The organism is Ferrovibrio sp. (assembly GCF_041906005.1).
Classification (GTDB): domain Bacteria; phylum Pseudomonadota; class Alphaproteobacteria; order Ferrovibrionales; family Ferrovibrionaceae; genus Ferrovibrio.
Genome location: NZ_JAYRJY010000001.1, coordinates 272,901 through 296,805, shown reverse-complemented (window position 1 = coordinate 296,805; position 23,905 = coordinate 272,901). Strand labels below are relative to the sequence as shown.

The window sequence follows — 23,905 nt, the reverse complement described above, 5'->3', positions numbered from 1 at the left end:
AAATCGATCACCGGACCCGCAGATTCGAAAAGCCAGCCATTTCAGTATGCCCCGTTTGCAGATCCCCCTGATTATGGCCGCTATTGCGGTCACCGGCCTGATCCTGTCTTACGTCGCCTATCGGGAGACGAGTGGGAACTGGCGCTGGCCGATGCTGGGCCTTGGCCTTACCGTCATGCTGCTCGCTGCCTTTGCCTGGTTGCAGCGCCAGATGACGATGGTCGCCCGGCAGAATGCGGCTGCGCCAAGCCGTGAACCGGGCAGCGAGATCGCCGGACGCAAACAGCCGGAAGCAGGTGAACAGCAGGCCGCGGAACGCTTCCGCGCCCTGATCGACAGCGCCCATGACGCCATCATCGCCATCACGCCGGAAGGCCGTATCGAAGTGTTCAACCGTGCGGCGGAACGCATTTTCGGCTATCGCGCCGTCGAGGTGACCGGGCAGAACGTCAATATCCTGATGCCGCAGCCCTATCGCCGCGAACACGATGGTTATCTGAACAATTATCGCTCCACCGGCAAGGCCAAGATCATCGGCACCGGTCGCGAAGTGCAGGCCCAGCACAAGAACGGCACGGTATTTCCCATCGACCTGTCGATCGGCGAGATGCGCGGTCCGAATGGCAGCAGCGGTTTCATCGGGGTAATCCGCGATATTACCGAGCGGCAGCAGACGGAGAGACGGGTGCGCGACTTGACGGCCGAACTGGTGCATATCTCGCGGCTCAGCGCGATGGGCCAGCTTTCATCGTCACTGGCGCACGAACTCAATCAGCCGCTCACCGCGATCATGAACTATGCCGAGGCCGCACGGCAGATGATGGAAACCGCCGGCAGCGACGTGCCGCCGCAGGTGCCCGAATTCATCGCCAAGGCTGTAGGCCAGGCCGAACGCGCCGGACAGATCATCCGCCGCCTGCGCAGTTTCGTCGAAAAAGGCCCGGTCGAGCGCAATCCGGAAGATTTGAACCGTCTGGTTATCGAAGCCAGCAATCTGGCTACCATCGGCGCCCGGATCGACGCCATCCAGGTGCGGTTCGATCTCGATGATGATCTCGGGCCGGTGCGGATCGATAAGATCCAGATCCAGCAGGTGGTGGTGAACCTGGTGCGCAATGCCGTCGAGGCGCTGCGCGATGCCGAACGCCGCGACCTGACGATCCGCACGCGCGATGATGGGGATTACCAGGAGGTCGAGGTTGTCGATAGCGGTCCCGGCATCGATCCCGTGATAGCCGCGAAACTCTTCAAGCCTTTCGTCACCAGCAAGAAGGATGGCATGGGCATTGGCCTGTCGATCTGTCAGTCGATCATCGATTCGCATGGCGGCCGGCTCTGGACCGAGGCCAATCCCGAAGGCGGCACGATCTTTCGCTTCCGTCTGCCGGTGACGCCCGAGGCCCCGACGTCATGACGCAGCCTACGGTTTTCATTGTCGACGACGACGAGTTCGTCCGCGATTCCCTGGCCGCTCTACTGCTTGCAAAGGGCATGGAAGCGGTGCCCTTTGCCTCAGCCGAAGCTTTCCTGTTGGGCTACCGTCCGGTGGCCAGCGGCTGCGCCATTATCGACATGCGCATGCCCGGCATGGACGGCCTGACCCTGCTGGAGCACCTGCGGAACCGCAATATCACCCTGCCGGTGATCGTGGTGACCGGCCATGGCGATGTGCCGTTGGCAGTGCGTGCGATGAAGGCCGGCGCTGCCGATTTCATCGAGAAACCCTATACCAACACGGCCATCCTGGACGCGGTGGCCAAAACGCTTCAGGCCGCCCCGGCGGGGATGCTGCCCGATATGGATGTGGCCGATGCCCGCAGCCGTATCGCCAGCCTCACGGGCCGTGAGCGCGATATCCTGCAGCAGTTGATCATCGGCAACCCCAACAAGGTGATCGCCTTTCAGTTGAGCATCAGTCCGCGTACGGTAGAAATCCACCGTGCCAATCTGATGAAGAAAATGAATGCCGACAGTCTGTCGCATCTGATCCGGATGGCTTTGGCAGCCGGCTTTTCCGGCACGGACTAGGGCGGCGGTGCGGGGAATGCATCCTGAGCGCCTTAGGTAGAGTTCCTTAATTGTAATGCTGAGGCGGGCCGGTATCTTCTGATCATCATGGCAAACCAGCCCGAAACCCTCATCTATGTCATCGACGATGACGACGTCGTCCGCGACTCGCTGAAGGCGTTGTTGCAGGTGCGACGCTATGCCGTGCGGGATTTCGGGTCTGGCGAGCAGTTCCTGGCTGCCGATCCCGATTTGTCGCGCTGCTGCCTGATCCTGGATGTCCACATGCCCAACATGACCGGGATCCAGTTGATGCAGGCCATGCGCGAGCGCGGCAAGGAAGCGGCCACGATCCTGATCACGGGCAAGCGCGACGCCGCCCTGCAGAATCAGGCCTCCGAGTTGGGGGCTTTGGCGCTGCTCGACAAGCCGCTGTCCCATGCCACGCTGTTCCAGACAATCGAACAGGCCCTCGCTCCGCATTAACCGACCGGTTGGCCGTTTTCTTCAAGGCTGCGCCCGATCCGGTCGCGGCCTTTTTTGTCGCCCGGCCGGGCCGGCCACAAAGACCTGGGTACAAAAAAATGCGGCAGCGCCGGGCGCTGCCGCAGGAACCTGGATGGAAGCGGGGACTGGGGAGGGGGATCAGTCGCCCGCCAGGTCTTCCAGGCCATCGGGATTCAGGATCGCCACTTCATTGCTGCCGCGCAGGTCGATCAGGCGCTGCCGCCGCAGCTGGGTCACCACGCGGCTGACCGTTTCAATGGTCAGGCCCAGGTGGTCGGCAATGTCGACGCGCGGCATGGCCAGCATTACGTGGCGGCTGTCGGTCCCGCCCTGGCGGCCGATCATGGTGAGCAGGAAGGTGGCCAGGCGCTCGGCGGCGGTCTTGCGGCTGAGCGTCATCAGCAGTTCGTTGGCGGCATTGAACTGCCGGCAGAGCAGGCGGAACATCTGCCGACCGGCCTGGGGGTCGGCTTCCAGCACCGCATCGAAACGGCGGCGCGGGTAGCGGATCAGGGCGCAGTCGCTCAGGGCTTCAAGGGAATAGCTGTAATCGCCCAAATCGGCAAAACCGAAGAAGTCGCCCTTCATCAGGAAACTGGCGATATGGCGGCGGCCATCGGGCAGCAGCCGCGAAACCCGCAGCGTGCCATCCACCACTTTGTAAACATAATCGGCTGGCGAGCCGGCGGCACAGACCTCTTCGCCGCGTGTCGCAGCCACAGGGGTGCCGATCCGGTGCAGCTCGGTGGCGATGCCGGGCAGGAGAGGGACGACACCTGTGTCGGCCTTGCGTGGCAGCGGCATGGCCGGCCGGACACGAGGCAGGTCGCTGTGCTGCTGGACTGCGTGTGCTATGGCCATCGTGATATCCCCCGCCTGTTTGCGTTGACGCAAGAGACCTACCGGAATCGCGGCCTTCGGATAATCCCGGTCTTCTACCTAAGGGGAACTACCTATTCCTGATGCCGGGATGGCTCTATCATTACGGAATTGTTATCGGCCGGGTGAGCGGAATGGGTACGCGGAAAATATTAAAGCACGGAATCGCGGTCCTGACCGCAGCAATTCTGCTCCCTGTTTTTGTGCAGCGCACAGCAGCTCAGCCGCAGCCTGCCGCGCCCCCTGCATACGAAAATATTGCACCCGAGGCGCAGACCGGCCGGGTCGAGAAATCCGCAAACCAAACCAGCCACTACATGGCTGCGGCGGCCAATCCGTTGGCAGCCCAGGCTGGTGCGCAGATCATGGCGGAGGGAGGCTCGGCCGTGGATGCGGCCATCGCCACGTCGCTGGTGCTGAACCTGGTCGAGCCGCAATCCTCGGGGATCGGCGGCGGCGGTTTCATGCTGGTCTGGGATGCCGCTGCGAAACGGTTGCGCGCCTTCGATGGCCGCGAGACGGCGCCGGCCGGAGTCGACCGCAACCTGTTCTATGATGCCGCCGGGAAGAAGAAGCCGTTCCTTGATGCGGTGGTCGGCGGTGCGTCGGTCGGCGTGCCGGGCTTGCTGCGCATGTTTGAGCTGGTGCATGGGGAATACGGCCGCCTGCCCTGGGCGCGACTGTTCGATCCCGCCATCCGCATGGCCGAACGCGGGTTCCCCATTTCGCCACGACTGCATGCCTTGCTGGCGCAGGACCGTCGCCTGCGTGAAAATGCCGCCGCGCGCGAATTGTTCTATCAGGCCGATGGCAGCCCGAAGCCGGTCGGCAGCTTGCTGGTGAACCAGCCATTGGCCGATACGCTGCGCCGCGTTGCGAGAGAAGGCACGTTGGCTTTTTATGCAGGCGAGATTGCGGCCGATATCGTGGCGGCTGTGCGCAACGCGTCCAATCCTGGTGCCATCAGTATGGCCGACCTTGCCACTTATCGCGCTGTCGAACGCGACCCTTCCTGCATCGCTTATCGTGTGTATCACGTTTGCACCATGCCGCCGCCATCCTCCAGCATCGCGATGTTGCAGATGCTGGGCATGCTGGCGCAGTTCGATCTGGCCAGGTTGCAGCCCGATGGGGCCGAGGCTATCGATATCATCGCCCAGGCCAGCCGCCTGGCTTATGCGGACCGCGATTTCTATATCGGCGATCCCGATCATGTACGCCTGCCGCTGGCGGGCCTGCTCGACAAGGGCTATCTGCGTGACCGCGCTGCACTGATCCGACCGGGCCAGATTTCGCCGCAACCGGCAGCGGCCGGCGAGCCGCCGCAGAAGCAGGGCCTGCTCTACGGCCGTGACACCGCGATTGAACTGCCGTCCACCAGCCATGTCTCGATCGTCGACAGCCAGCGCAACGCCGTGTCGATGACCGTCACCATCGAAAATGTGTTCGGCTCACGCCAGATGGTGCGTGGTTTCCTGCTCAACAACCAGCTCACCGATTTCTCCGCCGATGCGGCCAGCAATGGTCAGCCGGTCGCCAACCGCATTGAACCCGGCAAGCGGCCGCGCAGTTCGATGGCGCCGGTGGTGGCTTTCAATGGCGATGGTTCGTTGCGACTGGTGGTCGGCTCGCCGGGCGGCAGCCGCATCATCGGCTATGTGATGCAGACCGTGATCGGCGTGCTGGACTGGCAGATGGATATCCAGCAGGCCGTTGCCCAGCCGCATTTCATCGATCGCAATGCCGGCCTGGAACTGGAAGCAGATACGCCGCTGGCGACCATGGCCGACACGATGCGCCAGCTTGGCCACAAGGTGAGCGTCGGCGAGCTGGGCAGCGGTTTGCAGGGTATCGAAGTATGGCCCGACAAGCTGGTCGGGGGTGCCGATCCGCGACGGGAAGGAGTCGCTATCGGTCGTTAACGTATTAAAATGCCATATAATTCCTATCCGGCATGCCAGTAATGTGGCTGATGCAGGGCAATTGTCACTTGCGCTTTTGCCGAAATCGTACCAGCCTGCCGGCGTCTTTGACACAGGAGTCGCCGAAAGCGCGTTGCCAAGCGTAACGCCGGGCGCTGACAGACAGACACCGATCCCATCATGACACCATCTTCCACCGGCACCCCTGCGGGTTCGTCGCTGGCCAGGCTCACGCTTGGTGCCATCGGCGTGGTTTACGGCGATATCGGCACCAGTCCGCTTTACGCCATGAAGGAAAGCTTCTTTGGGCCGCATCCGCTGGCCACCGATCAGGCGCATGTCTTCGGCATCCTCTCGCTGGTTTTCTGGTCGGTGATGCTGGTCGTCTCGATCAAGTACGTGATCTTTATCCTGCGGGCTGACAACAAGGGGGAGGGTGGCAGCCTGGCACTGCTGGCGCTGGTCGATCGTGTCACCCAGGGGACGCGCCTGTCGGGCGTGGTCGCCATCCTGGGCATCTTTGCCGCTGCCTTGTTCTATGGCGACAGCATGATCACGCCGGCGATTTCCGTGCTCAGTGCGGTGGAGGGCCTGGAGCTGGCAACACCCCATCTCTCTCACGCGGTGGAACCGATCACACTGGCTATTCTGCTGGCCCTGTTCATGTTCCAGCGCCGCGGTACCGCCCGCGTCGGCATGCTGTTCGGTCCGATCATGGTCCTGTGGTTCCTGTCATTGGCCGCCATGGGCATCATGGGGATCGCACGTCAGCCCACCGTGCTGCTCGCGCTCAATCCCTATTATGCGTTGCAGTTCTTCCTGCTGGATGGCTGGACGGCTTTCCTCGCTCTCGGTTCGGTCGTTCTGGCCGTCACCGGCGCCGAGGCACTGTATGCCGATATGGGGCATTTCGGTCGTCGGCCGATCCGGCTCGCCTGGTTCGGCTTCGTGCTGCCCGCTCTGCTGCTGAATTATTTCGGCCAGGGCGCGCTGCTGCTCGAAAGCGGCTCGGTCGACAATCCCTTCTTCGCCCTCGCGCCCGGCTGGGCATTGCTGCCGCTGATCGTGCTGGCGACGCTGGCCACCGTGATCGCGTCGCAGGCCGTGATCACCGGCGCCTTCTCGGTGACGCAGCAGGCCATCCTGTTGGGTTTCCTGCCACGCCTGCGCGTGCTGCACACCTCATCGGATGAGCGGGGGCAGATCTACATGCCCTTCATCAACTGGTCGCTGGCCTTTTTCGTGGCCCTGCTGGTGCTGGGTTTCCATTCGTCCAGCAACCTGGCCTCGGCCTATGGCATCGCCGTTACCGGCACGATGCTGATCGTGACGCTGATGTTTGCCATCCTGATGTTCAAGCAGTGGCAGGGAAACCGGCTGCTGATGGGTGCGCTGGTGGCGGTATTCCTGTTTGTCGACCTTGTGTATTTCCTGGCCAATGCCGTGAAGATTCCCCATGGCGGCTGGTTCCCGCTGGTGGTGGGGCTGTTCATCTTCACCATGCTGGTCACCTGGAAACGCGGTCGTGGCCTGCTGTTCGGCCGCCTGCGCAGCGAGGCCTTGCCGGTTGATCTGTTCCTGAAGTCAGGCGCCAAATCGGCTCATCGTGTGCCCGGCACGGCGGTCTACATGACCGGCACCAGCGACGGCATTCCGCATGCGATGATGCACAACATGAAACACAACAAGGTGCTGCATGCCCGTAACGTGCTGCTCACCGTGGCCATCGCCGATCGTCCATTTGTGTCGCGCAAGGAACGGCTGGAGGTGCGCGACCTTGGGCAGGGTTTCTGGCGTGTTTTCATCCATTACGGCTTCATGGAACATCCCGATGTGCCGGCGGCGCTCCGGCTGGGCGAGAAGCACGGCCTGCCATTCGTTCCGTTCGAGACGTCGTACTTCCTCAGCCGTGAAACCATCGTGCCGACCAGCGCGCGGCCGGGCATGATGCTGTGGCGCGAGGTGCTGTTCGCCTGGATGTCGCGCAACGCCAACACGGCGATGGAGTTCTTCAACCTGCCCACCGACCGTGTGGTCGAGGTTGGCTGCCAGATCGAGATCTGATCAGGACAGCCCGGCGCGGGGTTGCAGGGTGCTCTCCTCGATGCGGATGCGGTGACGCAGCAGCAGCGCGTTGAGCAGACTCCAGATCAGTGCCACCGGCCAGGCGCCGAAGGCCAGCGGCAGCACGGCGATCTCGCCGGCGACCACCCAGTAATTCGGATGGCGCAGGAAACGGAACGGACCGCGCCGCACCAGCGGCGCGTCATCCAGCGTGATGATGCGCGTCGTCCAGTAGGAGCCCAGCGTGGCGATCACCCAGATGCGGCCAAGCTGCAGCAGCGCAAACAGCCCCAGCAGCGGCCAGTGCGGCACGGTATCGGCCGGTATGGTCAGGGCGATGGCGACCAGCCAGGAGGCATGCAGCAACACGAACAATGGATAATGCCTCGCGCCTACTTCGCGGCCGCCGCGCGCCAGCAGCCGTCTGGTATTGCGCGCCGCCCAGGCCAGCTCGGCCAGCCTTTGCAGCACCACGAAGGCCAGCACCCAATACAGCACGGTCATGGCAGGTCCATCAGCAGCATGGCGGCGGTGAAGCCGGGGCCAAGCGCGGTCAGCAGATGCCGGCCATGGGCACCCTGTGCGAGGGTTTCCTGCAACACGAACAGCACTGTCACCGACGACATGTTGCCATGCCGCCGCAGAATGTCGCGTGCAGCCTTCATGCTGCGCGGCGGCAGGTCGAAACAGTATTCCAGGGCGTCGATCACCTTGGCACCGCCGGGATGGCAGACATAACCTGCGATATCGCCCGGTCCCAGGCCCTGGCGCGCGAGAAAACCGTCCACCACCGGCCGCAGGTCGTTGCGCACCAGATCGGGAATGCTGCCCGAGAACACCACCTTCAGCCCGTCATCCAGCACGTCCCAGCCCATCACGCCCAGGCTGTGGGGCCAGGTGTGCTCGGCGGCGGCACCGATGGCTGGGCCGCCGGCATGCTCGGGCCGGCAACTGACGATGGCCGCCGCCGCGCCGTCGCCAAACAGGGCGGTGGCGATGATGTTGCTCTTTGAACGGTCCTGCTGGCGGAAGGTCAGGCCGCAGAGTTCGACAGCCAGCAGCATCACGCGCGAGTCCGGCATGGCGCGGGCCAGCGCCGCGGCGCGCGAGAGCCCCAGCACGCCGCCGGCGCAACCCAGCCCAAAGATCGGCAGGCGCTGCACGTCGGAGCGGAATTCCAGCCGCTGCATCACGCGGGCATCCAGGCTGGGCGTGGCGATGCCGGACGAGCAGACCGTGATCAGCATGTCGATGTCGCGGGGCTGCAATCCGGCCTGATCCAGGGCCTTCCGCGCGGCCTCGGCCAGCAGGGCGGTGGCATGCTCAAGGAACAGTTCGTTGCGTTCGGCGAAACTGTGATGATCGGTGTACCAGTCGATCGGCACGCAGGAATGCCTGTGTTCGATCTCGGCATTGCGATAGACCGGCGCCAGCCGCTGGAAGTCGCTCACCATCGGCGCGAAGATCGCGCCGGCGCGGCTGGCCACCTCGTCCTGGTCCAGGTCGAAACGCGGCACGGCACCGGAAAGGGCAACCAGGTGGGGCAGAAGCATCGTGGACCTCGGAGATAGATCATCCCAGCGTAACGCGACGGCGGGCAGTTTTCTCCACCGATCCCGGTTCGATCACGGTGAAATGAAAAGCCGGCCGGAATCGCTCCGGCCGGCTTTCGCTTACGTCAGCCTGACGATTACTCGGCGGCTTCCAGTACCGGATAATCGGTATAACCCTTGGCGCCGCCGCCATAGAGCGTGGCGCGATCCAGCGGGCTGAGCGGCGCGTTGCGGCGCAGGCGTTCCACCAGATCGGGGTTGCTGATGAAAGGCCGGCCAAAGGCGACGAGATCGGCGCGCTTCTCGGCCAGCACCTGCTGCGCGGTTTCCAGCGTGTAACCGTTATTGACGATCCAGGTATTGCGGAATCGCTTGCGCAGGGCCTCGTAGTCGAAGCCGGCGCCGAAATTGCGGTCGCCGCCGGTGGCACCCTCGATCACGTGGATATAAACGAGATTCAGCTTGTCGAGCTGTTCGACCACATGGTTGAACACCGGCTGCGGATTGCTGTCGCTGGCATCGTTCGCCGGCGTAACGGGCGACAGGCGGATGCCGGTGCGTTCGGCGCCGATCTCGGCCACGATGGCGGCCGCCACTTCCAGCATCAGGCGGGCGCGGTTCTCGATGCTGCCGCCGTATTCATCCGTGCGTTTGTTGCTGCCGTCACGCAGGAACTGATCAAGCAGATAACCGTTGGCGCCGTGGATCTCGACGCCGTCGAAACCGGCCCTGATCGCATTCGCCGCGCCCTTGCGATAGGCGGCGACGATGCCGGGCAACTCGTCCAGTCGCAAGGCGCGTGGCTCGGAAACATCGGTGAAGCCGCCATTCACGAAGGTCTTGGAGTTGGCGCGGATCGCTGACGGCGCCACCGGGGCCTGGCCGTTGGGCTGCAGCGAGACATGGCTGATGCGGCCGACATGCCAGAGCTGCAGGAAGATCTTGCCGCCGCGCGCATGCACGGCATCGGTCACCTGTTTCCACGCCGCCACCTGAGCGTCGCTGTGAATGCCGGGCGTATCCTGATAACCCTGGCCTTCGGGGCAGACCTGGCTGGCCTCGGCCACGATCAGGCCGGCGCCCGCGCGCTGGGCATAATATTCGGCAGTGAGCGCGGTGGGCACGTTGCCGGCGCCGGCGCGGTTGCGCGTCAGCGGGGCCATGACGATGCGGTTGGCCAGCGTGAGCTGGCCCATGCGATGGGAATCAAACAGACCGGTCATGTGAAAATCCGTTGGCTGGGAGGAGCGGAAGAATTATCCGCCCCATACAGAAAGGGGGCGACGGCCAAAAAACAAGACTGCCCGGTGTGGCCGCCGTCACCACGATACGCCGCCGCAATCAGGCGGCGGCGTGACGCGGCTGAACGGAACCCGCTGTCTGTTTCAGCAAATAGCTGTCGAAGCTGGCGCAGACCTGACGCACCAGGGGACGGCCGGCTTCCTCGATCACCACGCGGTAACCATCGCGCTGCACCACGCCATGGCGCTCCAGCAGGGCCAGTCGTGGCAGGTCGGCATCGAAAATGCCCGGTGCCGTGCCATACCGGACCGCCATCTCGGCCAGATCGACTTTCAGATGGCACATCAACTCTTCGATCACTGCGCGGCGCAGGATGTCTTCCTGGCTCAGTCCGCGCATGCGTGCCACCGGCAGGTCGCCGTTATGCACGGCCTGCCGCCACGATGCGACCGATGGGATATTCTGCGCGTAGCCCTGCGGCAAAGTGCTGATCGCCGAGGGGCCGAAACCGAGCAGCACTTCGCCGACCGCCGTGGTATAGCCCTGGAAGTTGCGATGCAGCTCGCCATTCACGGCATGCTGGGCCAGCCTGTCGTCGGGGCGGGCGAAATGATCGAGCCCGACGCGGCAGAAGCCGTTCTCCACCAGGGTTTGCGCGGCGGCGGCTTCCTGCGCGAAGCGGGCCGCGGTATCGGGCAGGCTGGCCGTGTCGATGCGGGCCTGGTGCGCCTTCATCCACGGCACATGGGCATAGCCGAACAAAGCCACGCGGTCAGGGTTCAGCATCATGCTCTGCTGCACGGTGCTGACCACGTTCTCCACGGTCTGACGCGGCAGGCCGTAGATCAGGTCGAGATTCAGCGAGGTGATGCCGGCCTCGCGCAGCATGCCCACGGTGCGCGCCACCATGTCGAGCGGTTGGCGCCGGTTGATTGCCGCCTGCACGCTTTCGTCCAGGCTCTGCACGCCCAGGCTGGTGCGGTTGATGCCCAGTGCCTTCAGGCCGGGGATCAGGCTGGCATCGAAGCGGCGCGGATCCAGCTCAATGGCGATCTCGGCGCCGGGTTCGGGTGTGAAATGATGATACAGCTTCTCGGCCACGCGCTGCAGTCCGTCGCCACCCAGGATGCTGGGCGTGCCGCCGCCGAAATGCAGGCCGGTCAGGCGCGGCCGCGAAGGCAGATACGGCAGGGTCAATTCGATCTCGCGCAGCAGCAGCTGCAGGAAACGCTCCAGCGTGTCGTCGTTCTTCACCACCTGCGTATGGCAGCCGCAATACCAGCACATCTGCCGGCAGAAGGGCACATGCACATAGAGATTGAAGGCGCTGTCATCGGGCAATTCGCCCAGCCAGCCGCGCCAGGCGCGGTCGTTATCCACTGTCTGGAAATGCGGTGCGGTAGGGTAGGAGGTATAGCGCGGCACCGGTCCGATCTGGGCGGCAAGCGCGGCCAGCAGCGGCGTGGACAGGGGAGTGGCGGAGTCGGTCATGGCGCCACTGAAGCATGGTGCCGGCCGGCCCGCTTTGACCTAGCGCAACCGGAGCGGTTACAGGGCTAAATATTTGATGAATGACAGTTTTGCGGCGCTCTATGGCCTGTGACCGTGGTCACAGCCTTGAGATGCTCCGTCATGGGATAAATGCCGGGTCAGCGTCGAGGGATGACCCTCGTGTTCCCCAACTGAGCCCCCGGAGCCTCGTGCTCCGGGGGTTTTTTGCTGTCTGGGCAGATCAGCCGCCAGGCTCTCATCCAAAGGTGTCGGCAATGATGCCTGCATACCAGCCGGCGGTATGGTCGGCTTCCGCCTTGCGCTGGGCCGCGTTGGCCTGCATGGGCGAGACGCCGCCGGAATTCGGTACTTCCGCCACGCCCTGCGGGCCGGGGCGGTAAGTGCCGGTGACCGAGATGCCGTAGTCCGGCGTCACCAGGCTGTAGCAGGTATTGTGGAACACTGCGGCCGGCGGCGTGGTGCCGCGCAGGCTGGAAACCACATTGGCCGCCACCACCTTGGCCTGGCTGTTGGCGGCGGTGCCCGATTTCGGCATCGCGCCGGCAATCGAGGCATCGCCCAGCACATACACATCGCGCGCCTTCTTGGATGCGAAGTTGGCCGGGTCGACGGCGCACCAGCCATTGGCTTCCGCCAGGCCGGCATCGATGGCGATCCTGCCGGCGGTCTGCGGCGGGATGATGTTGATCACTGCGCCTTTCTCCTTGCCGAAGCCGGCCGTCACCGTCATGTCCTTGGGGTCGACGCTTTCGACCTTGCCGCCATCCTTGCCGGCGATCCAGGTGATCGTGCCCGGATACTGGCTTTCCCAGCCCGAGACGAACAGGCCCTGTTTCGAGAAGGCATCCTTGGCATCCAGGATCAGGATCTTGGATTTCGGCTTATGGGTCTTCAGGTACCAGGCGATCATGCTGACGCGCTCGTAAGGGCCGGGCGGGCAGCGGAACGGATTGGCCGGCGGGGCGATAATCACCGTGCCGCCATCGGCCATGCTTTCGAGCTGCTTGCGCAGCAGCAGGGTCTGCGGGCCGGCTTTCCAGGCATGCGGCATCACGCTATTGGCGGCCTGCTCGCTCCAGCCCGGCACGCCGGCATAATTCAGCTCGATACCGGGCGCCACCACCAGGCGGTCGTAGTTGATCTGCGCGCCATCCTTCAGGCGCACGCGCTTGGCGTTGGTGTCGACGGCAGTGGCTTCGCCGCGCACGATCTTCACGCCATAACGCTGCTGCAGCGGGTCGCGGCGGTGGGTGATGTCGTCGATCTGCTTGATGCCGCCCAGCACATAGTTCGAGAAGGGGCAGGTGACATAACTGGGATCGCGTTCGATCAGCGTCACTTCCGTGTTGGGCGAGAACAGCTTGATGTAACGCGCGGCCGTGGCCCCACCGAAACCGCCGCCGATCACGACGACGCGGCCGGCGCTCTGCGCGCGGACGATGGAGGGCAGGCCAAAGGCAGTCGCTGCTGCGGCGCCGGTGGCCAGCAGATGGCGGCGAGAAAAGTTGGTCATGATGGTGTCTCCCCGCTTCAGTTCTTGGCCAGGTAATCGGCGAGCGCCTTGAGCTGCTCGTCGGAATAGCCACGGGCGATGCGGCCCATGATGGTGTAGGGGCGTTTGTCGGTCTTGAACTCGACCAGCGCGGTATACAGCGCATTGGCATCGTGGCCGTGGATCGCCGGCATGGTGGGCGAGATGTATGAGGCGCTGCCATGGCAGACATTGCAGGTCTGCGCGGCCAGCGTGATGTCGCTGATGCCGTTATTGCGCTGCTGGGCAACAGCCGGCCCCACGCCGGCCAGCCCGATGGCGGCAGCCAGCAGCCATGGCGAGACAAAACGGTGCATGTTTCCCTCCCTGCAAATCCGTGAGGGCAGGATAGGCGCAGCTGCAGGTTTTAGCAATTTGGTTTGTTGATAATTCTAATAAACAGTTTTTATGTGTTTTAATTCGCATGCGGCTGGTTGTGCGTCGCCGCAGGACTTTGGGCGGCAAGGAGGATCGCCACCAGGATCAGTATCGTGCCACCGATCATGCGGATATCCATACGTTCGCCAAAAGCGATTGCACCCACCATCAGGGCGGTCACCAGCTCGCTGGCTCCGGCAATGGCCGTGCGTTCGGCACCTGCGGCCGGTGCGCCGATCAGCAGCAGGCCCAGCGCCACGACGGTGCTCAGAAGCGCGAGCGCCACCACGGCGCCCCAGCCGGCCATGGAAGCCGGATTGCGGATGCCGCCATCCATAATCATGCCCAGCACCAGCATCGCGATCAGACCGCCGAGGAATACGCCGCCCAGACGAACCGGGATGGCCATGCGGCTCAGTCGCTTGGCGGCGACATGCACGAACAGGGCATAGGCGGCCGGCGGTACGAAGGCCATGCCGATGCCGACCCAGTCCAGCGTGCCATCGCCAAAGCCGGCGGGCGAGAGAATCAGGATGGCGGCTGCCAGAACCAGCAGGGCGGCCAGGGCATTCTGCCAGGTGAGCCTCTCTTTGAAGCCGAGCCACCCGATCAGGATGGTGAAGAGCGGATAGGTGAACAGGATCAGCACCGTCAAACCGACGGTCAGCCGCTCCAGCGCCAGGAAGTAAAACAGGTTGATGCCCATATAGCCGGCGCCGCTCAGCGTCGCGACCAGCATCTCGCGCTTTGCCGCAATCATGCTGCCCAGGAAAGGCAACAGGCAGAGCGTGGCAATGCCGAAGCGCCAGCTCAAGAGCGACAGCGGCGGCAGACCTTCGGCATAAGCGATGCGGGCAAACAACGGCATCAGGCCGAAGCCGATGGCGCCGAACGCGACCAGCGCCATGCCGGCGAGAGGAGAGCGGGGCGGGGACATCACGATACCAACACCAGCCTTGTCATGCCCGGGCCCAGGAAACCTTCTTGGCCCGGGCATCCACGTGTGTTTTCTAGATGAATGGACGTGGATGGCCGGGTCAAGCCCGGCCATGACGCTATCCTATAAGCGCGTCTTACCTTCTTATGCCGCAAATGTCGCGCTGATCGGAGCCAGGCCGGCAATGCGGCCGGTGAGCTTGGTGCCCTTGGCGAAGAAGCGCAGGCCGGTGAAGGAACCGGTGGTGACGATCTGGCCCGGCTGCACGCCGCCGCAATGATCGCCGCCCGGGGTGCTCAATTGGCGCACCAGGTCGGCCAGCATGCTGAATGGCGTACCGGTATTCAGTGTCGCGGGGCCGTTGCAGACATCCGTGCCATCGGCGGTCAGATGCACATGCGGATGATCGAAGTCGCTGGGATTCCAACCGGCAGCTAGCGGCGCGCCGTAGATCAGCCCGGCATTGAGCTGGAAATCGGCCAGCCGCCACAATGGCGAGGCATTCTGCGGATCGGCCAGCCGGCTATCGACCACTTCGAAGACGGGCATGGGGGTGACGCAGGCAGCCAGCTTGTGCAGAAAATCGGGATCGTCGGCGGCCGGCAGGGCGGCATCGATGCGGAAACCCACTTCCAGTTCCAGGCCGCGCAGGCGGCTGTCTGCCGGCGACAGCAGGGCGGGAGAAGGCTTGATCGTGGCGGCCCGGATCGGCGCATGGATCAGCGGCTGGCCCGCATCCCAGCGGCCGACCTTCCAGCCGCCGACCGGACCGAGTGCGGCCATCGCGCCCGACTGGATGGCCCACACATCGTTCAGGCTCTCAAGCGGGTAATCCGGCGTGAAAAGCGGTCCACCGCCGCGTGCGGCAAGCAGGCCGGCGATGGCGCTGCCATGCATCGCTTACTTGCCGATCCCGCAGAATTCGCGAGCGGAAATGCATTCGCCGTTGCGCATGCAGCTTGCCTCGGCCAGCGCGACGAACACTTCCATGATGTCCTCGGCCGCCGGCAGGGTCTTCGGATCCTCACCGGGGAAGGCTTCGGCGCGCATGTTGGTGCGCGTGCCGCCGGGATTGACCAGGTTCACGCGGATGTTGCTCTGCGCGCATTCCTTGGCATAGCCCAGCACCATGGCTTCCAGCGCGGCTTTCGAGGCGGCGTAGGCACCCCAGTAAGCGCGGATTTCCCGCGCCACGGTTGAGGTGACGAAGATCGCGCGGCCGGCCGGCGAGGCATTCAGCAGCGGATGCACGGCGCGGATCAGGCGCTGGTTGGCATGCACATTGACCTTGAACACCTTCTCCCACAGGTCGGGCGGGAACTGGTGCAGCGGCGTCATGCGGCCGAAGATGCCGGCATTGCCCACCAGGATGTCGATGCGGCCGAAACGCTCATACAGCGGCGCGGCCAGGCCGTCGATCAGTTCGGTCTTTTCCAGATCCAGCGGCACCAGCGTTGCGCTGCCGCCCTGTGCCTTGATCTCGTCGTCCAGTTCCTCCAGCGCACCGGTGGTGCGGGCCACGCAGATCACATGCGCGCCCTCGGCGGCATAGCGTTTGGCGATGGCGGCACCGATGCCGCGGCTGGCGCCGGTGATCAGCGCGATGCGGTCCTTCAGGCGCATGGATACTCCCGTGTGGTTGGGCCGGCGCACCGGCTGGCATCGAGGGGGCTAAATAGCCCAAATGGCGCGCCCGGAGAAGCGCCGGGCCCGCCTCAGGGCTGGATGATTTGCCGCAGGGCCGTGTTGCCGGCCATGCGGTCCAGCGCCGTGTTGACCTCGGCCAGCGGCAGGCGGTGGCTGATCAGGCGGTCCACCGGCAGCAGGCCGCGCCGGAACAGGTCCATGTATTTCGGGATGTCGCGCTGCGGGTTGCAGCTGCCGATATAGCTGCCCTTCACCGTCTTGGCGCCGGTCACCAGGCCGGCAATATCGAGGCTGAAGGGCGTTTTCGGATCGACCAGCCCCACCGTCACCACCTGGCCGCCGCGCCGCACGGATTGATAGGCAGTCTGGAAGGCGCCCAGGGTGCCGGCCGTCTCGAAGGCGTGATCGGTGCCGCCGCGACTCAGATCCAGCACCTGGGCAGCGCCGCTGCCGTTCTCGTCCAGCACGACATCGGTGGCGCCGAGCCGGCGGGCGGAGTCCAGTCGCGCGGGATCGGTATCGACCGCGATGATGCGTGCCGCGCCCGCCAGCCTGGCGCCCAGCAACGCGCTGGAGCCCACGCCGCCCAGGCCAACGATGGTCACGCTGTCGCCCGGGCGCACATTGGCGGTGTTCAGCACCGTGCCGGCGCCGCACATCACCGCGCAGCCGAACAGGGCGGCGATATCCAGTGGAATGCCTTCGGCCGCCGGCACCACCGAGGCTTCGGACACCACCGCATATTCGGCAAAGGCAGACAGACCCATGTGATGATGCACGGCCTGACCGCCCAGGCGCAGCCGCGTGCCGCCGCCCAGCAGGCCGCCGGCGCGATTGGCCTGCAGGCCCGGCCCGCACAGATGGGCATCGCCCGCCACGCAATCCGGGCAGGCGCCGCATTGCGGCTGGAACACCAGCACCACGGCATCGCCGCGCTTCACCCGCCGCACGCCCGGCCCGGTTTCTTCCACGATGCCGCTGGCCTCGTGGCCGGGCACGATGGGCATCGGCCAGGCGCGCCGGCCGTTCACCACCGAAAGATCGGAGCGACAAAGGCTGGCGGCGGCGATGCGCACCAGCACTTCGCCCTCGCGTGAGTCCGCAATGGAGACATCCTCGATCCGCAGCGGCCGCGACTGCGCATAGGGCGCGGGCAGACCGGCCTCGCGCAGCACAGCGGCTTTGAAGTGAATGGACATGCACCTTCCCCCGGAATGGCCGGGCGGTCTGGCGCCGCCCTTAGCCCAGCAGTCGCGTGGCCTAGCCGGTTTCAGCCAGCAGGGTGAGCTGGCGCGGCCCGCGGGTGTTGCGATCCGCCTCGTCGGCCAGGCCGATCGGATAATCGCCGGAGAAGCAGGCATCGCAGAAAGCCGGCTTGGCGGCATCACGGGCCGGGCGGCCCATGGCGCGATAGAGCCCGTCCATCGACAGGAAGGCGAGGCTGTCGGCCTTGATGAACTTGGTCATTTCCTCGACGCTGTGCGTCGCCGCCAGCAGCTTGGAACGTTCCGGCGTATCCACGCCGTAGAAGCAGCTATGCGTCGTCGGCGGCGAGGCGATGCGCATGTGCACTTCCTTGGCGCCGGCCTCGCGCACCATCTCGACGATCTTGGTCGAGGTAGTGCCGCGCACGATGGAATCGTCCACCAGGATCACCCGCTTGCCCTCGATATAGGCGCGGTTGGCGTTGTGTTTCAGCTTCACGCCCAGATGGCGGATCTGGTCGGTCGGTTCGATGAAGGTGCGGCCGACATAATGATTGCGGATGATGCCCAGTTCGAAGGGGATGCCGCTCTCGGCGGCATAACCGATGGCCGCCGGCACGCCGGAATCCGGCACCGGGATCACCACATCGGCCTCGATCGGGTTTTCGCGGGCGAGCTGGGCGCCGATCTGTTTGCGCGCCTCATAGACGCTCAGGCCTTCCACCTGCGAGTCCGGACGGGCGAAATAGATGTATTCGAAGATGCAGAAGCGGCGTTGCACCGGCGGGAAGGGGCGGTGCGAATGGATGCCCTCGGCGTCGATCACCACCAGTTCGCCCGGTTCGATGTCGCGCACGAAGTCCGCGCCCAGGATATCGAGCGCGCAGGTCTCGGAAGCCAGGATCGCCACGCCTTTCAGGTTGCCCAGCACCAGCGGCCGCACGCCCCAGGGATCGCGCACCCCGATCAGCTTCTTCGGCGTCAGCGCCACCAGGGCATAGGCGCCCTCGATCTGCTTCAGCGCGTCGACGATACGGTCGACCACATTGGCTTTCCGGCTGAGTGCCACCAGATGGGTGATCACTTCCGTATCCATGGTGGACTGGAAGATGCTGCCCTTGGCCACCAGGTCGTCGCGGATCATGCGCGCGTTGGTCAGGTTGCCGTTATGGGCCAGCGCGATACCGCCCAGTTCCAGGTCGGCATAGATCGGCTGCACGTTGCGCAGGAGCGTCGCGCCCGAGGTGGAATAGCGCACATGGCCGATGGCGCTGTTGCCCTGGAGGTCGCGGATCACTTTTTCCGACGAGAAGTTGGGAGCCACATGGCCCAGCGCCCGGTGGCTGTTGAAGCGGCCCTCGTGGAAGGCGACGATGCCGGCCGCCTCCTGGCCACGATGCTGCAGGGCATGCAGGCCAAGCACGGTATTGGCGGCCGAGTCGGGATGGCCGAAAATACCGAAGATGCCGCATTCCTCACGCAGCTTGTCGTCGTCGAAGGGATTGGTCTGCATGGTCAGCGGCTCCGTCGCCCGCGAGCGGTAGACATGGGGCAGGCTCGCGGCGGCTTCAAGGCTTGTCCTGCCGGATAAGGCTCTCGATGCCCTGGCGTTCCTCGGTCTTATAGCCGGTTTGGCTGCGCGAGTCAGCGCTGCCGGACTGGTTTTGGACACCCTGGGTCTGGTGCGTCGGCACCGGGGTCGGGGTCAAGGTCGATGTCGGGCCGGGTTGTACCTGTTTTTCCGGCGCCCGGCCTGGGTCGAGTTGTCGCATCACCATCTCGGCCGCCCAGGTATAGCCCATCACGGCCAGCGGCCGGGTGCGGGCCTCCAGCAGCCAGGCCGGCTGGGTCGGCACCGGAACCAGGCGATCGGTGACCCACCAGGCCACCACCACGATCAGGGCGCCGCGGGCCAGGCCGAACAGGAAACCCAGGCTGCGGTCCACCGCCGAGATGAACGAGGCGCGCACCCGCTCGGAAATCCAGTGGGTCAGCAGGGAACACAGGATCAGGGTGGGCAGGAACAGGGCAGCGCCTGCTGCTGCCGTGTAGAGATACAGGTTGCTGATATAGACGCGCGCGATATCGCGCGCGAAGGGAAAGAAGAAGTAGGTGGCCGCCAGCGCCGCCACCCAGCCGGCCACCGACAGCACTTCCTTCACAAGGCCGCGGAACAGCGCCAGCAGGGCCGACAGCAGCAAAACGACGATGACGATCAGATCGACGATATTGACCGGCAGGGACGACATCAGGCGTCTTCCTCCTGTGCGGTCCAGCCGCTGCGCTGGTCGCGTCCGGCCGCGGCCCGTTTGGCGGCAGCCCGGGCGGCGGGAAACAGTTCGACCAGTTCGTTCAGCCGCATCAGCTCGCTCGTCCCGATACCCTTCACCTTATTCTTCGCGCCTGCCGGCATCACCGCATGCTCGAAGCCCAGCTTGGCAGCCTCTTTCAGCCGCGATTCTGCCTGGCTCACCGGGCGCACCTCGCCGGCCAGGCTGATCTCGCCGAAGAAGACCGTGCGCTCCGGCGCCGGACTGTCGGCCAGGGCCGAGAGCAGGGCGGCGGCCACGGCGAGGTCTGCGGCCGGCTCGACGACTCTGAGGCCGCCGGCGACGTTGAGATAGACGTCGCAGCCCGAATAACGCAAGCCGCATCTGGCATCCAGCACGGCCAGAACCATCGCCAGCCGGCCTGTGTCCCAGCCCACCACGGTGCGGCGCGGAGTCGCCAGCGGCGAGGGCGCGACCAAAGCCTGGATTTCCACCAATAACGGCCGGGTGCCTTCCATACCCGCGAAGATGGCGGAACCCGCCACCGGTTCGCCCTTGCCGGCTTCCGAGCGGCCGAGGAACAGGGCAGAGGGATTCGGCACTTCCGACAGGCCGCCATCGGTCATGCTGAACACGCCGATTTCGTCGGTAGCGCCGAAGCGGTTTTTCACCGCGCGCAGGATGCGGAACTGGTGGCCGCGTTCGCCCTCGAAATACAGCACGGTGTCGACCATGTGTTCGACCACGCGCGGGCCGGCGATCTGGCCGTCCTTGGTCACGTGGCCCACCAGGAACACGGCGGCATTCGACTGCTTGGCCACGCGGATCAGTTCATGGGCGCAGGCGCGAACCTGGTTCACCGTGCCGGGCGCGCTTTCGATATTGTCGGCGAAGATGGTCTGGATGGAGTCGATCACGATGACGGCAGGCGCGCCTTTGCCTTGTGTCATGGCCGTGTCGATGCCGGCCAGGATGTCACGCAGGGAATTGGCGGCGGCCAGCATCACCGGTGCATCGGCCAGCCCCAAACGCTGTGCCCGCAGGCCGATCTGCGCCACGGCTTCCTCACCCGAGACATAGAGCGCCGTGGCGCCGCGTCGCGCCAGTTGCGCCACGGCCTGCAGCAGGATGGTGGATTTGCCGATGCCCGGATCGCCGCCGATCAGGATGGCCGAGCCGGGCACCAGTCCGCCGCCCAGCACGCGGTCGAGTTCATTGATGCCGGTGACGGTGCGCACCACCTTGTCGGGTTGGCCGCTCAGGCTCGCGAAGCCGATCGCCTTGCCCTTGCCGGCGGAAAGCCCCTTGGGCACCGCGACCTTGGGGGCTTCCTCCAGGATGGTGTTCCACCCGCCACAGGAATCACAGCGGCCCTGCCATTTGCGGTAGACGGCGCCGCAGCTCTGGCAGACGAAGGACTCCGTGACTTTCGCCATCAGGGTTTCAGCACTTCCATCTTGATCGGGCCTTCCGCCCGACCATGGATGAACTGGTCGACATACTCATTGCCGGAATGGTCGACCTCGGCGGCGGTGCCGTGCCAGATGATGCGGCCCTTGTAGATCATCGCAATGTAGTCGGCGATCTTGCGGGCGCTGGCCATGTCGTGGGTGATGCTCAGCGTGGTGGCGCCCAGCTTCTGCACGCAGGACTTGATCAGGTTGTTGATCACGTCGGCCATGATCGGGTCGAGGCCGGTGGTCGGTTCGTCGAAGAAGATGATCTCGGGTTCGGCGGCGATGGCGCGGGCCAGCGCCACGCGCTTCTGCATGCCGCCAGAGAGTTCGGCCGGCGAGAGTTCGCCCACTTCCGGGCCCAGGCCCACCTGGCCCAGTTTGTCGAGCGCGATCTGCTTGGCCTGGTCGCGGTCCATGCGGCGGCCCTGGATCAGGCCGAAGGCGACATTTTCCCAGACCTTCAGGCTGTCGAACAGCGCCGAGCCCTGGAACAGCATGCCGAACTTGCGCAGCGCCTCTTCGCGTTCGCTGGCGCTGAATTTCATCGCATCCTGACCATCGATCAGGATTTCGCCGCGTTCGGGCTTGATCAGGCCCAGCACGCATTTCAGCATCACCGACTTGCCGGTGCCCGATCCGCCGATCACCACCAGCGACTTGCCGCGCGGCACTTCCAGGTCGATGCCATCCAGCACCACCTTCTTGCCGAACTGCTTGTGAACGCCCTTCAGGGCTATTTTGGCGTCGCTGCTCATTTGCCCGAGAAGAAGAGTTCGGTGACGAAGTAGTTGGCGATCAGGATCAGGATCGAGGCCGACACCACCGCATCGGTAGTGGCGCGGCCCACGCCCTGGGCCCCGCCCTTGGAATTGAAGCCGTGGTAGCAGCCCATCAGGGCGATGATGAAGCCGAACACCGCCGCCTTCACCAGGCCCGATACCACATCGAGGGTTTCGAGGAAGTCGAAAGTGTTCTTCAGGTAGGTGCCGGCATTGAAGCCGAGCTTGTGGGTGCCGACCAGATAACCGCCCATCACACCGATGATGTCGGCCACCAGGATCAGGATCGGCAGGGTCACCACGCCGGCGATGATGCGCGGTGCCACCAGGTATTTGAACGGATTGGTCGAAAGCGTGGTCAGGGCATCGATCTGCTCGGTCACGCGCATGGTGCCGATTTCGGCGGCCATGGCCGAGGCGACGCGGCCGGCCACCATCAGGCCGCCCAGCACCGGGCCCAGCTCGCGCGTGATGCCCAGCACCACGATCCAGGCCACGGCATTTTCGGCATTGAAGCGCGACGAGCCGAGATAGATCTGCAGCGCCAGCACCATGCCGGTGAACAGGGCGGTGAGGCCGACAACGGGCAGCGAGAAATAACCGATCACCATCATCTGCTTGCCGGTCAGGCGCAGATAGACGGGCGGCGCAAACACATGGCGCACGCCATGGAAGGTGAAGACGCTGACCCGGCCGATGGCGGCCAGGAAATTCAGGAAAACGCGACCGATGACGGCAAGCGGGTTCATGCGGCGCTCTTATAGACGCGGCGGTAGCGCTTGCCCAGTTGGGTCAGCAGCTCATAGCCGATGGTGCCGGCGGCGGCGGCCTGCTCGTCGATGTCGATGCCGCCGCCCAGCAGGCTGACGCTCATGCCCGGTGCGCAGTCATCCGCGTCCAGCGCGGAGACATCCAGCGTGATCAGATCCATGGAAACCCGCCCCGCGATAGGCACCCTGACATGGCCCTGGCGACCCTTGATGACGGCGCTGCCCCGGCCGGACAGCGCACGAGAGAACCCATCGGCATAGCCGACTGCCACGGTGGCGATTCGGCTCGGTTTTTCAACGATATAGCCGGCACCGTAGCCAACGGTGTCGCCCCTGTCAACGGAACGGACCTGCAGGATTCTGCCTTGCAGATGAACCACTTCCGTCATCCGGCTGGCCGCGCGGCGGGGGCCGGCGGCGGGGTCGAGCGGGTTGCTGCCATACAGCGCGATGCCCGGCCGCAGGATGTCGTGATGGAATTCCGCGCCCAGGAAGATGCCGGCCGAATTGGCCAGGCTGCCCTTCAGGGCGGGGAAGCGCCGGCGCCAGGTGGCGAAACGTTCGCGCTGGGCCTGGTTCAGCGGATGATCGGGTTCGTCCGAACAGGCCAGGTGCGTCATGACGAAGCCGATCTCCAGCCCGTCCAGCGTACTGGGATCCTGGGCCAGGATATTGGCTTCGGTTTCGCTCAGGCCCAGCCGGTTCATGCCGGTGTCGATATGAATCGCGGCCGGCAGTCTGCGGCCCAGGCGGCGGGCCTCGGCGCTCCAGGCGGCGATCTGCCCCGGCGTGGAGAGCACGGGGCTCAGATTGGCGGCGGCTAGTTCGGCTTCGGCGCCGGCTGCCGGGCCGTGCAGGATATGAATCGTGCCGTCAGGGACCGCCGCGCGCAGGGCCAGCGCCTCGGTGGAATGGGCCACGAAGAAACGGCGGCAACCGGCGGCGAACAGCGCGGGGCCGACTTTCGCCGCACCCAGGCCATAGGCATCGGCCTTCACCACGGCGCCGCACTCGGCTTTTGGCGCCATGCCGCCCAGCCGGCGCCAGTTGGCGACCAGCGCATCAAGATCGATGGTGAGAATCGCCTGGTCGCCGAAATCGGTCATGGCCGGTGTTTAGCGCAGACCCGCCGAAAGAGACAGGGCTAAATGCCTGCTCTGTGATCTTGTCCGGCCCGACGGGCTGGGCCAGAGTACGGCCAAGGGGGACGGGCCACGGAAGAGGGCGATCAGAGTCGGTTTGCGT

General features: G+C 64.9%; 22 protein-coding genes. 5 read left to right on the top strand and 17 right to left on the bottom strand.

The features are described from left to right. Positions 1 to 73 precede the first annotated feature (73 nt). From ACE3OO_RS01525 to ACE3OO_RS01515, 3 genes are all read left to right on the top strand, one after another. Positions 74 to 1,414, top strand: coding sequence for a nitrogen regulation protein NR(II) (locus tag ACE3OO_RS01525; RefSeq protein ID WP_374299019.1), 1,341 nt, complete (start codon positions 74 to 76; stop codon positions 1,412 to 1,414). Then, on the top strand, positions 1,411 to 2,028 hold the full coding sequence (locus ACE3OO_RS01520) for a response regulator transcription factor (protein WP_374299017.1): 618 nt from the start codon (positions 1,411 to 1,413) through the stop codon (positions 2,026 to 2,028). Before ACE3OO_RS01525 ends, ACE3OO_RS01520 begins: the two co-directional genes overlap by 4 nt. Before the next feature lie 87 nt (positions 2,029 to 2,115). Further along, positions 2,116 to 2,493, top strand: coding sequence for a response regulator transcription factor (locus tag ACE3OO_RS01515; RefSeq protein WP_374299015.1), 378 nt, complete (start codon positions 2,116 to 2,118; stop codon positions 2,491 to 2,493). Positions 2,494 to 2,652: 159 nt separating this feature from the next. On the opposite strand, the gene ACE3OO_RS01510 is transcribed toward ACE3OO_RS01515, so the two are convergent. After that, complete coding sequence (locus tag ACE3OO_RS01510; protein WP_374299013.1) at positions 2,653 to 3,375, bottom strand: Crp/Fnr family transcriptional regulator; 723 nt, start codon at positions 3,373 to 3,375, stop codon at positions 2,653 to 2,655. A gap of 335 nt (positions 3,376 to 3,710) precedes the next feature. Between ACE3OO_RS01510 and ggt the strand changes: the two genes are divergently transcribed. Then, positions 3,711 to 5,315 (top strand): gamma-glutamyltransferase, encoded by a 1,605-nt coding sequence (gene ggt, locus ACE3OO_RS01505; RefSeq protein ID WP_374299011.1) that lies wholly within the window; start codon positions 3,711 to 3,713, stop codon positions 5,313 to 5,315. Positions 5,316 to 5,495: 180 nt separating this feature from the next. Then, a complete protein-coding gene (locus ACE3OO_RS01500; RefSeq protein ID WP_374299009.1) occupies positions 5,496 to 7,379 on the top strand; it encodes a potassium transporter Kup in 1,884 nt (627 codons plus the stop codon). On the opposite strand, the gene ACE3OO_RS01495 is transcribed toward ACE3OO_RS01500, so the two are convergent. The 16 genes from ACE3OO_RS01495 to alr all read right to left on the bottom strand — a co-directional run bounded on the left by ACE3OO_RS01495 (position 7,380) and on the right by alr (position 23,766). Further along, positions 7,380 to 7,883: an isoprenylcysteine carboxyl methyltransferase family protein gene (locus ACE3OO_RS01495; RefSeq protein WP_374299007.1), complete on the bottom strand. Its 504-nt coding sequence runs from the start codon at positions 7,881 to 7,883 to the stop codon at positions 7,380 to 7,382. It lies immediately after the preceding gene. Further along, positions 7,880 to 8,932, bottom strand: a complete 1,053-nt coding sequence (locus ACE3OO_RS01490; protein ID WP_374299005.1) for a type III polyketide synthase — start codon at positions 8,930 to 8,932, stop codon at positions 7,880 to 7,882. The genes ACE3OO_RS01495 and ACE3OO_RS01490 overlap by 4 nt, the downstream gene beginning before the upstream one ends. A gap of 137 nt (positions 8,933 to 9,069) precedes the next feature. Continuing rightward, positions 9,070 to 10,155 (bottom strand): alkene reductase, encoded by a 1,086-nt coding sequence (locus tag ACE3OO_RS01485; protein WP_374299003.1) that lies wholly within the window; start codon positions 10,153 to 10,155, stop codon positions 9,070 to 9,072. 118 nt (positions 10,156 to 10,273) lie between these two features. Then, on the bottom strand, positions 10,274 to 11,665 hold the full coding sequence (hemN, locus tag ACE3OO_RS01480) for an oxygen-independent coproporphyrinogen III oxidase (protein WP_374299001.1): 1,392 nt from the start codon (positions 11,663 to 11,665) through the stop codon (positions 10,274 to 10,276). A gap of 256 nt (positions 11,666 to 11,921) precedes the next feature. After that, on the bottom strand, positions 11,922 to 13,199 hold the full coding sequence (locus tag ACE3OO_RS01475) for an FCSD flavin-binding domain-containing protein (RefSeq protein ID WP_374298999.1): 1,278 nt from the start codon (positions 13,197 to 13,199) through the stop codon (positions 11,922 to 11,924). Positions 13,200 to 13,216: 17 nt separating this feature from the next. After that, entirely contained in the window at positions 13,217 to 13,534 is a 318-nt protein-coding gene (locus tag ACE3OO_RS01470; protein WP_374298997.1) for a cytochrome c, read from the bottom strand. Between the two features lie 98 nt (positions 13,535 to 13,632). Then, entirely contained in the window at positions 13,633 to 14,532 is a 900-nt protein-coding gene (locus ACE3OO_RS01465; protein WP_374304644.1) for a DMT family transporter, read from the bottom strand. Between the two features lie 144 nt (positions 14,533 to 14,676). After that, positions 14,677 to 15,429: a hypothetical protein gene (locus tag ACE3OO_RS01460; RefSeq protein ID WP_374298995.1), complete on the bottom strand. Its 753-nt coding sequence runs from the start codon at positions 15,427 to 15,429 to the stop codon at positions 14,677 to 14,679. A gap of 3 nt (positions 15,430 to 15,432) precedes the next feature. Beyond that, on the bottom strand, positions 15,433 to 16,155 hold the full coding sequence (locus ACE3OO_RS01455) for an SDR family NAD(P)-dependent oxidoreductase (protein ID WP_374298993.1): 723 nt from the start codon (positions 16,153 to 16,155) through the stop codon (positions 15,433 to 15,435). 92 nt (positions 16,156 to 16,247) lie between these two features. Next, positions 16,248 to 17,378 (bottom strand): alcohol dehydrogenase catalytic domain-containing protein, encoded by a 1,131-nt coding sequence (locus ACE3OO_RS01450; protein ID WP_374298991.1) that lies wholly within the window; start codon positions 17,376 to 17,378, stop codon positions 16,248 to 16,250. A 61-nt stretch (positions 17,379 to 17,439) separates the two neighbouring features. Further along, the gene (gene purF / locus ACE3OO_RS01445; RefSeq protein ID WP_374298989.1) at positions 17,440 to 18,897 is read right to left on the bottom strand and encodes an amidophosphoribosyltransferase; all 1,458 of its coding nucleotides are present in this window, start codon (positions 18,895 to 18,897) and stop codon (positions 17,440 to 17,442) included. 55 nt (positions 18,898 to 18,952) lie between these two features. Next, on the bottom strand, positions 18,953 to 19,633 hold the full coding sequence (locus ACE3OO_RS01440; protein ID WP_374298987.1) for a CvpA family protein: 681 nt from the start codon (positions 19,631 to 19,633) through the stop codon (positions 18,953 to 18,955). After that, entirely contained in the window at positions 19,633 to 21,090 is a 1,458-nt protein-coding gene (gene radA, locus ACE3OO_RS01435; protein WP_374298985.1) for a DNA repair protein RadA, read from the bottom strand. Before radA ends, ACE3OO_RS01440 begins: the two co-directional genes overlap by 1 nt. Next, complete coding sequence (locus ACE3OO_RS01430; RefSeq protein WP_374298983.1) at positions 21,090 to 21,866, bottom strand: ABC transporter ATP-binding protein; 777 nt, start codon at positions 21,864 to 21,866, stop codon at positions 21,090 to 21,092. Before ACE3OO_RS01430 ends, radA begins: the two co-directional genes overlap by 1 nt. Then, a complete protein-coding gene (locus ACE3OO_RS01425; RefSeq protein ID WP_374298981.1) occupies positions 21,863 to 22,639 on the bottom strand; it encodes an MlaE family ABC transporter permease in 777 nt (258 codons plus the stop codon). The genes ACE3OO_RS01430 and ACE3OO_RS01425 overlap by 4 nt, the downstream gene beginning before the upstream one ends. Continuing rightward, the gene (alr, locus tag ACE3OO_RS01420) at positions 22,636 to 23,766 is read right to left on the bottom strand and encodes an alanine racemase (RefSeq protein WP_374298979.1); all 1,131 of its coding nucleotides are present in this window, start codon (positions 23,764 to 23,766) and stop codon (positions 22,636 to 22,638) included. Before alr ends, ACE3OO_RS01425 begins: the two co-directional genes overlap by 4 nt. Between the last annotated feature and the right edge of the window lie 139 nt (positions 23,767 to 23,905).

Coding starts and splice junctions, on each gene's coding strand:
- purF (WP_374298989.1), bottom strand. CDS start 18,897: ATGCAGACCAATCCCTTCGACGACGACAAGCTGCGTGAGGAATGCGGC.
- ACE3OO_RS01525 (WP_374299019.1), top strand. CDS start 74: ATGGCCGCTATTGCGGTCACCGGCCTGATCCTGTCTTACGTCGCCTAT.
- ACE3OO_RS01440 (WP_374298987.1), bottom strand. CDS start 19,633: ATGTCGTCCCTGCCGGTCAATATCGTCGATCTGATCGTCATCGTCGTT.
- radA (WP_374298985.1), bottom strand. CDS start 21,090: ATGGCGAAAGTCACGGAGTCCTTCGTCTGCCAGAGCTGCGGCGCCGTC.
- ACE3OO_RS01490 (WP_374299005.1), bottom strand. CDS start 8,932: ATGCTTCTGCCCCACCTGGTTGCCCTTTCCGGTGCCGTGCCGCGTTTC.
- alr (WP_374298979.1), bottom strand. CDS start 23,766: ATGACCGATTTCGGCGACCAGGCGATTCTCACCATCGATCTTGATGCG.
- ACE3OO_RS01515 (WP_374299015.1), top strand. CDS start 2,116: ATGGCAAACCAGCCCGAAACCCTCATCTATGTCATCGACGATGACGAC.
- ACE3OO_RS01470 (WP_374298997.1), bottom strand. CDS start 13,534: ATGCACCGTTTTGTCTCGCCATGGCTGCTGGCTGCCGCCATCGGGCTG.
- ACE3OO_RS01425 (WP_374298981.1), bottom strand. CDS start 22,639: ATGAACCCGCTTGCCGTCATCGGTCGCGTTTTCCTGAATTTCCTGGCC.
- ACE3OO_RS01450 (WP_374298991.1), bottom strand. CDS start 17,378: ATGTCCATTCACTTCAAAGCCGCTGTGCTGCGCGAGGCCGGTCTGCCC.
- ACE3OO_RS01465 (WP_374304644.1), bottom strand. CDS start 14,532: ATGTCCCCGCCCCGCTCTCCTCTCGCCGGCATGGCGCTGGTCGCGTTC.
- ACE3OO_RS01495 (WP_374299007.1), bottom strand. CDS start 7,883: ATGACCGTGCTGTATTGGGTGCTGGCCTTCGTGGTGCTGCAAAGGCTG.
- ggt (WP_374299011.1), top strand. CDS start 3,711: ATGGCTGCGGCGGCCAATCCGTTGGCAGCCCAGGCTGGTGCGCAGATC.
- hemN (WP_374299001.1), bottom strand. CDS start 11,665: ATGACCGACTCCGCCACTCCCCTGTCCACGCCGCTGCTGGCCGCGCTT.
- ACE3OO_RS01510 (WP_374299013.1), bottom strand. CDS start 3,375: ATGGCCATAGCACACGCAGTCCAGCAGCACAGCGACCTGCCTCGTGTC.
- ACE3OO_RS01460 (WP_374298995.1), bottom strand. CDS start 15,429: ATGCATGGCAGCGCCATCGCCGGCCTGCTTGCCGCACGCGGCGGTGGA.
- ACE3OO_RS01475 (WP_374298999.1), bottom strand. CDS start 13,199: ATGACCAACTTTTCTCGCCGCCATCTGCTGGCCACCGGCGCCGCAGCA.
- ACE3OO_RS01430 (WP_374298983.1), bottom strand. CDS start 21,866: ATGAGCAGCGACGCCAAAATAGCCCTGAAGGGCGTTCACAAGCAGTTC.
- ACE3OO_RS01520 (WP_374299017.1), top strand. CDS start 1,411: ATGACGCAGCCTACGGTTTTCATTGTCGACGACGACGAGTTCGTCCGC.
- ACE3OO_RS01500 (WP_374299009.1), top strand. CDS start 5,496: ATGACACCATCTTCCACCGGCACCCCTGCGGGTTCGTCGCTGGCCAGG.
- ACE3OO_RS01455 (WP_374298993.1), bottom strand. CDS start 16,155: ATGCGCCTGAAGGACCGCATCGCGCTGATCACCGGCGCCAGCCGCGGC.
- ACE3OO_RS01485 (WP_374299003.1), bottom strand. CDS start 10,155: ATGACCGGTCTGTTTGATTCCCATCGCATGGGCCAGCTCACGCTGGCC.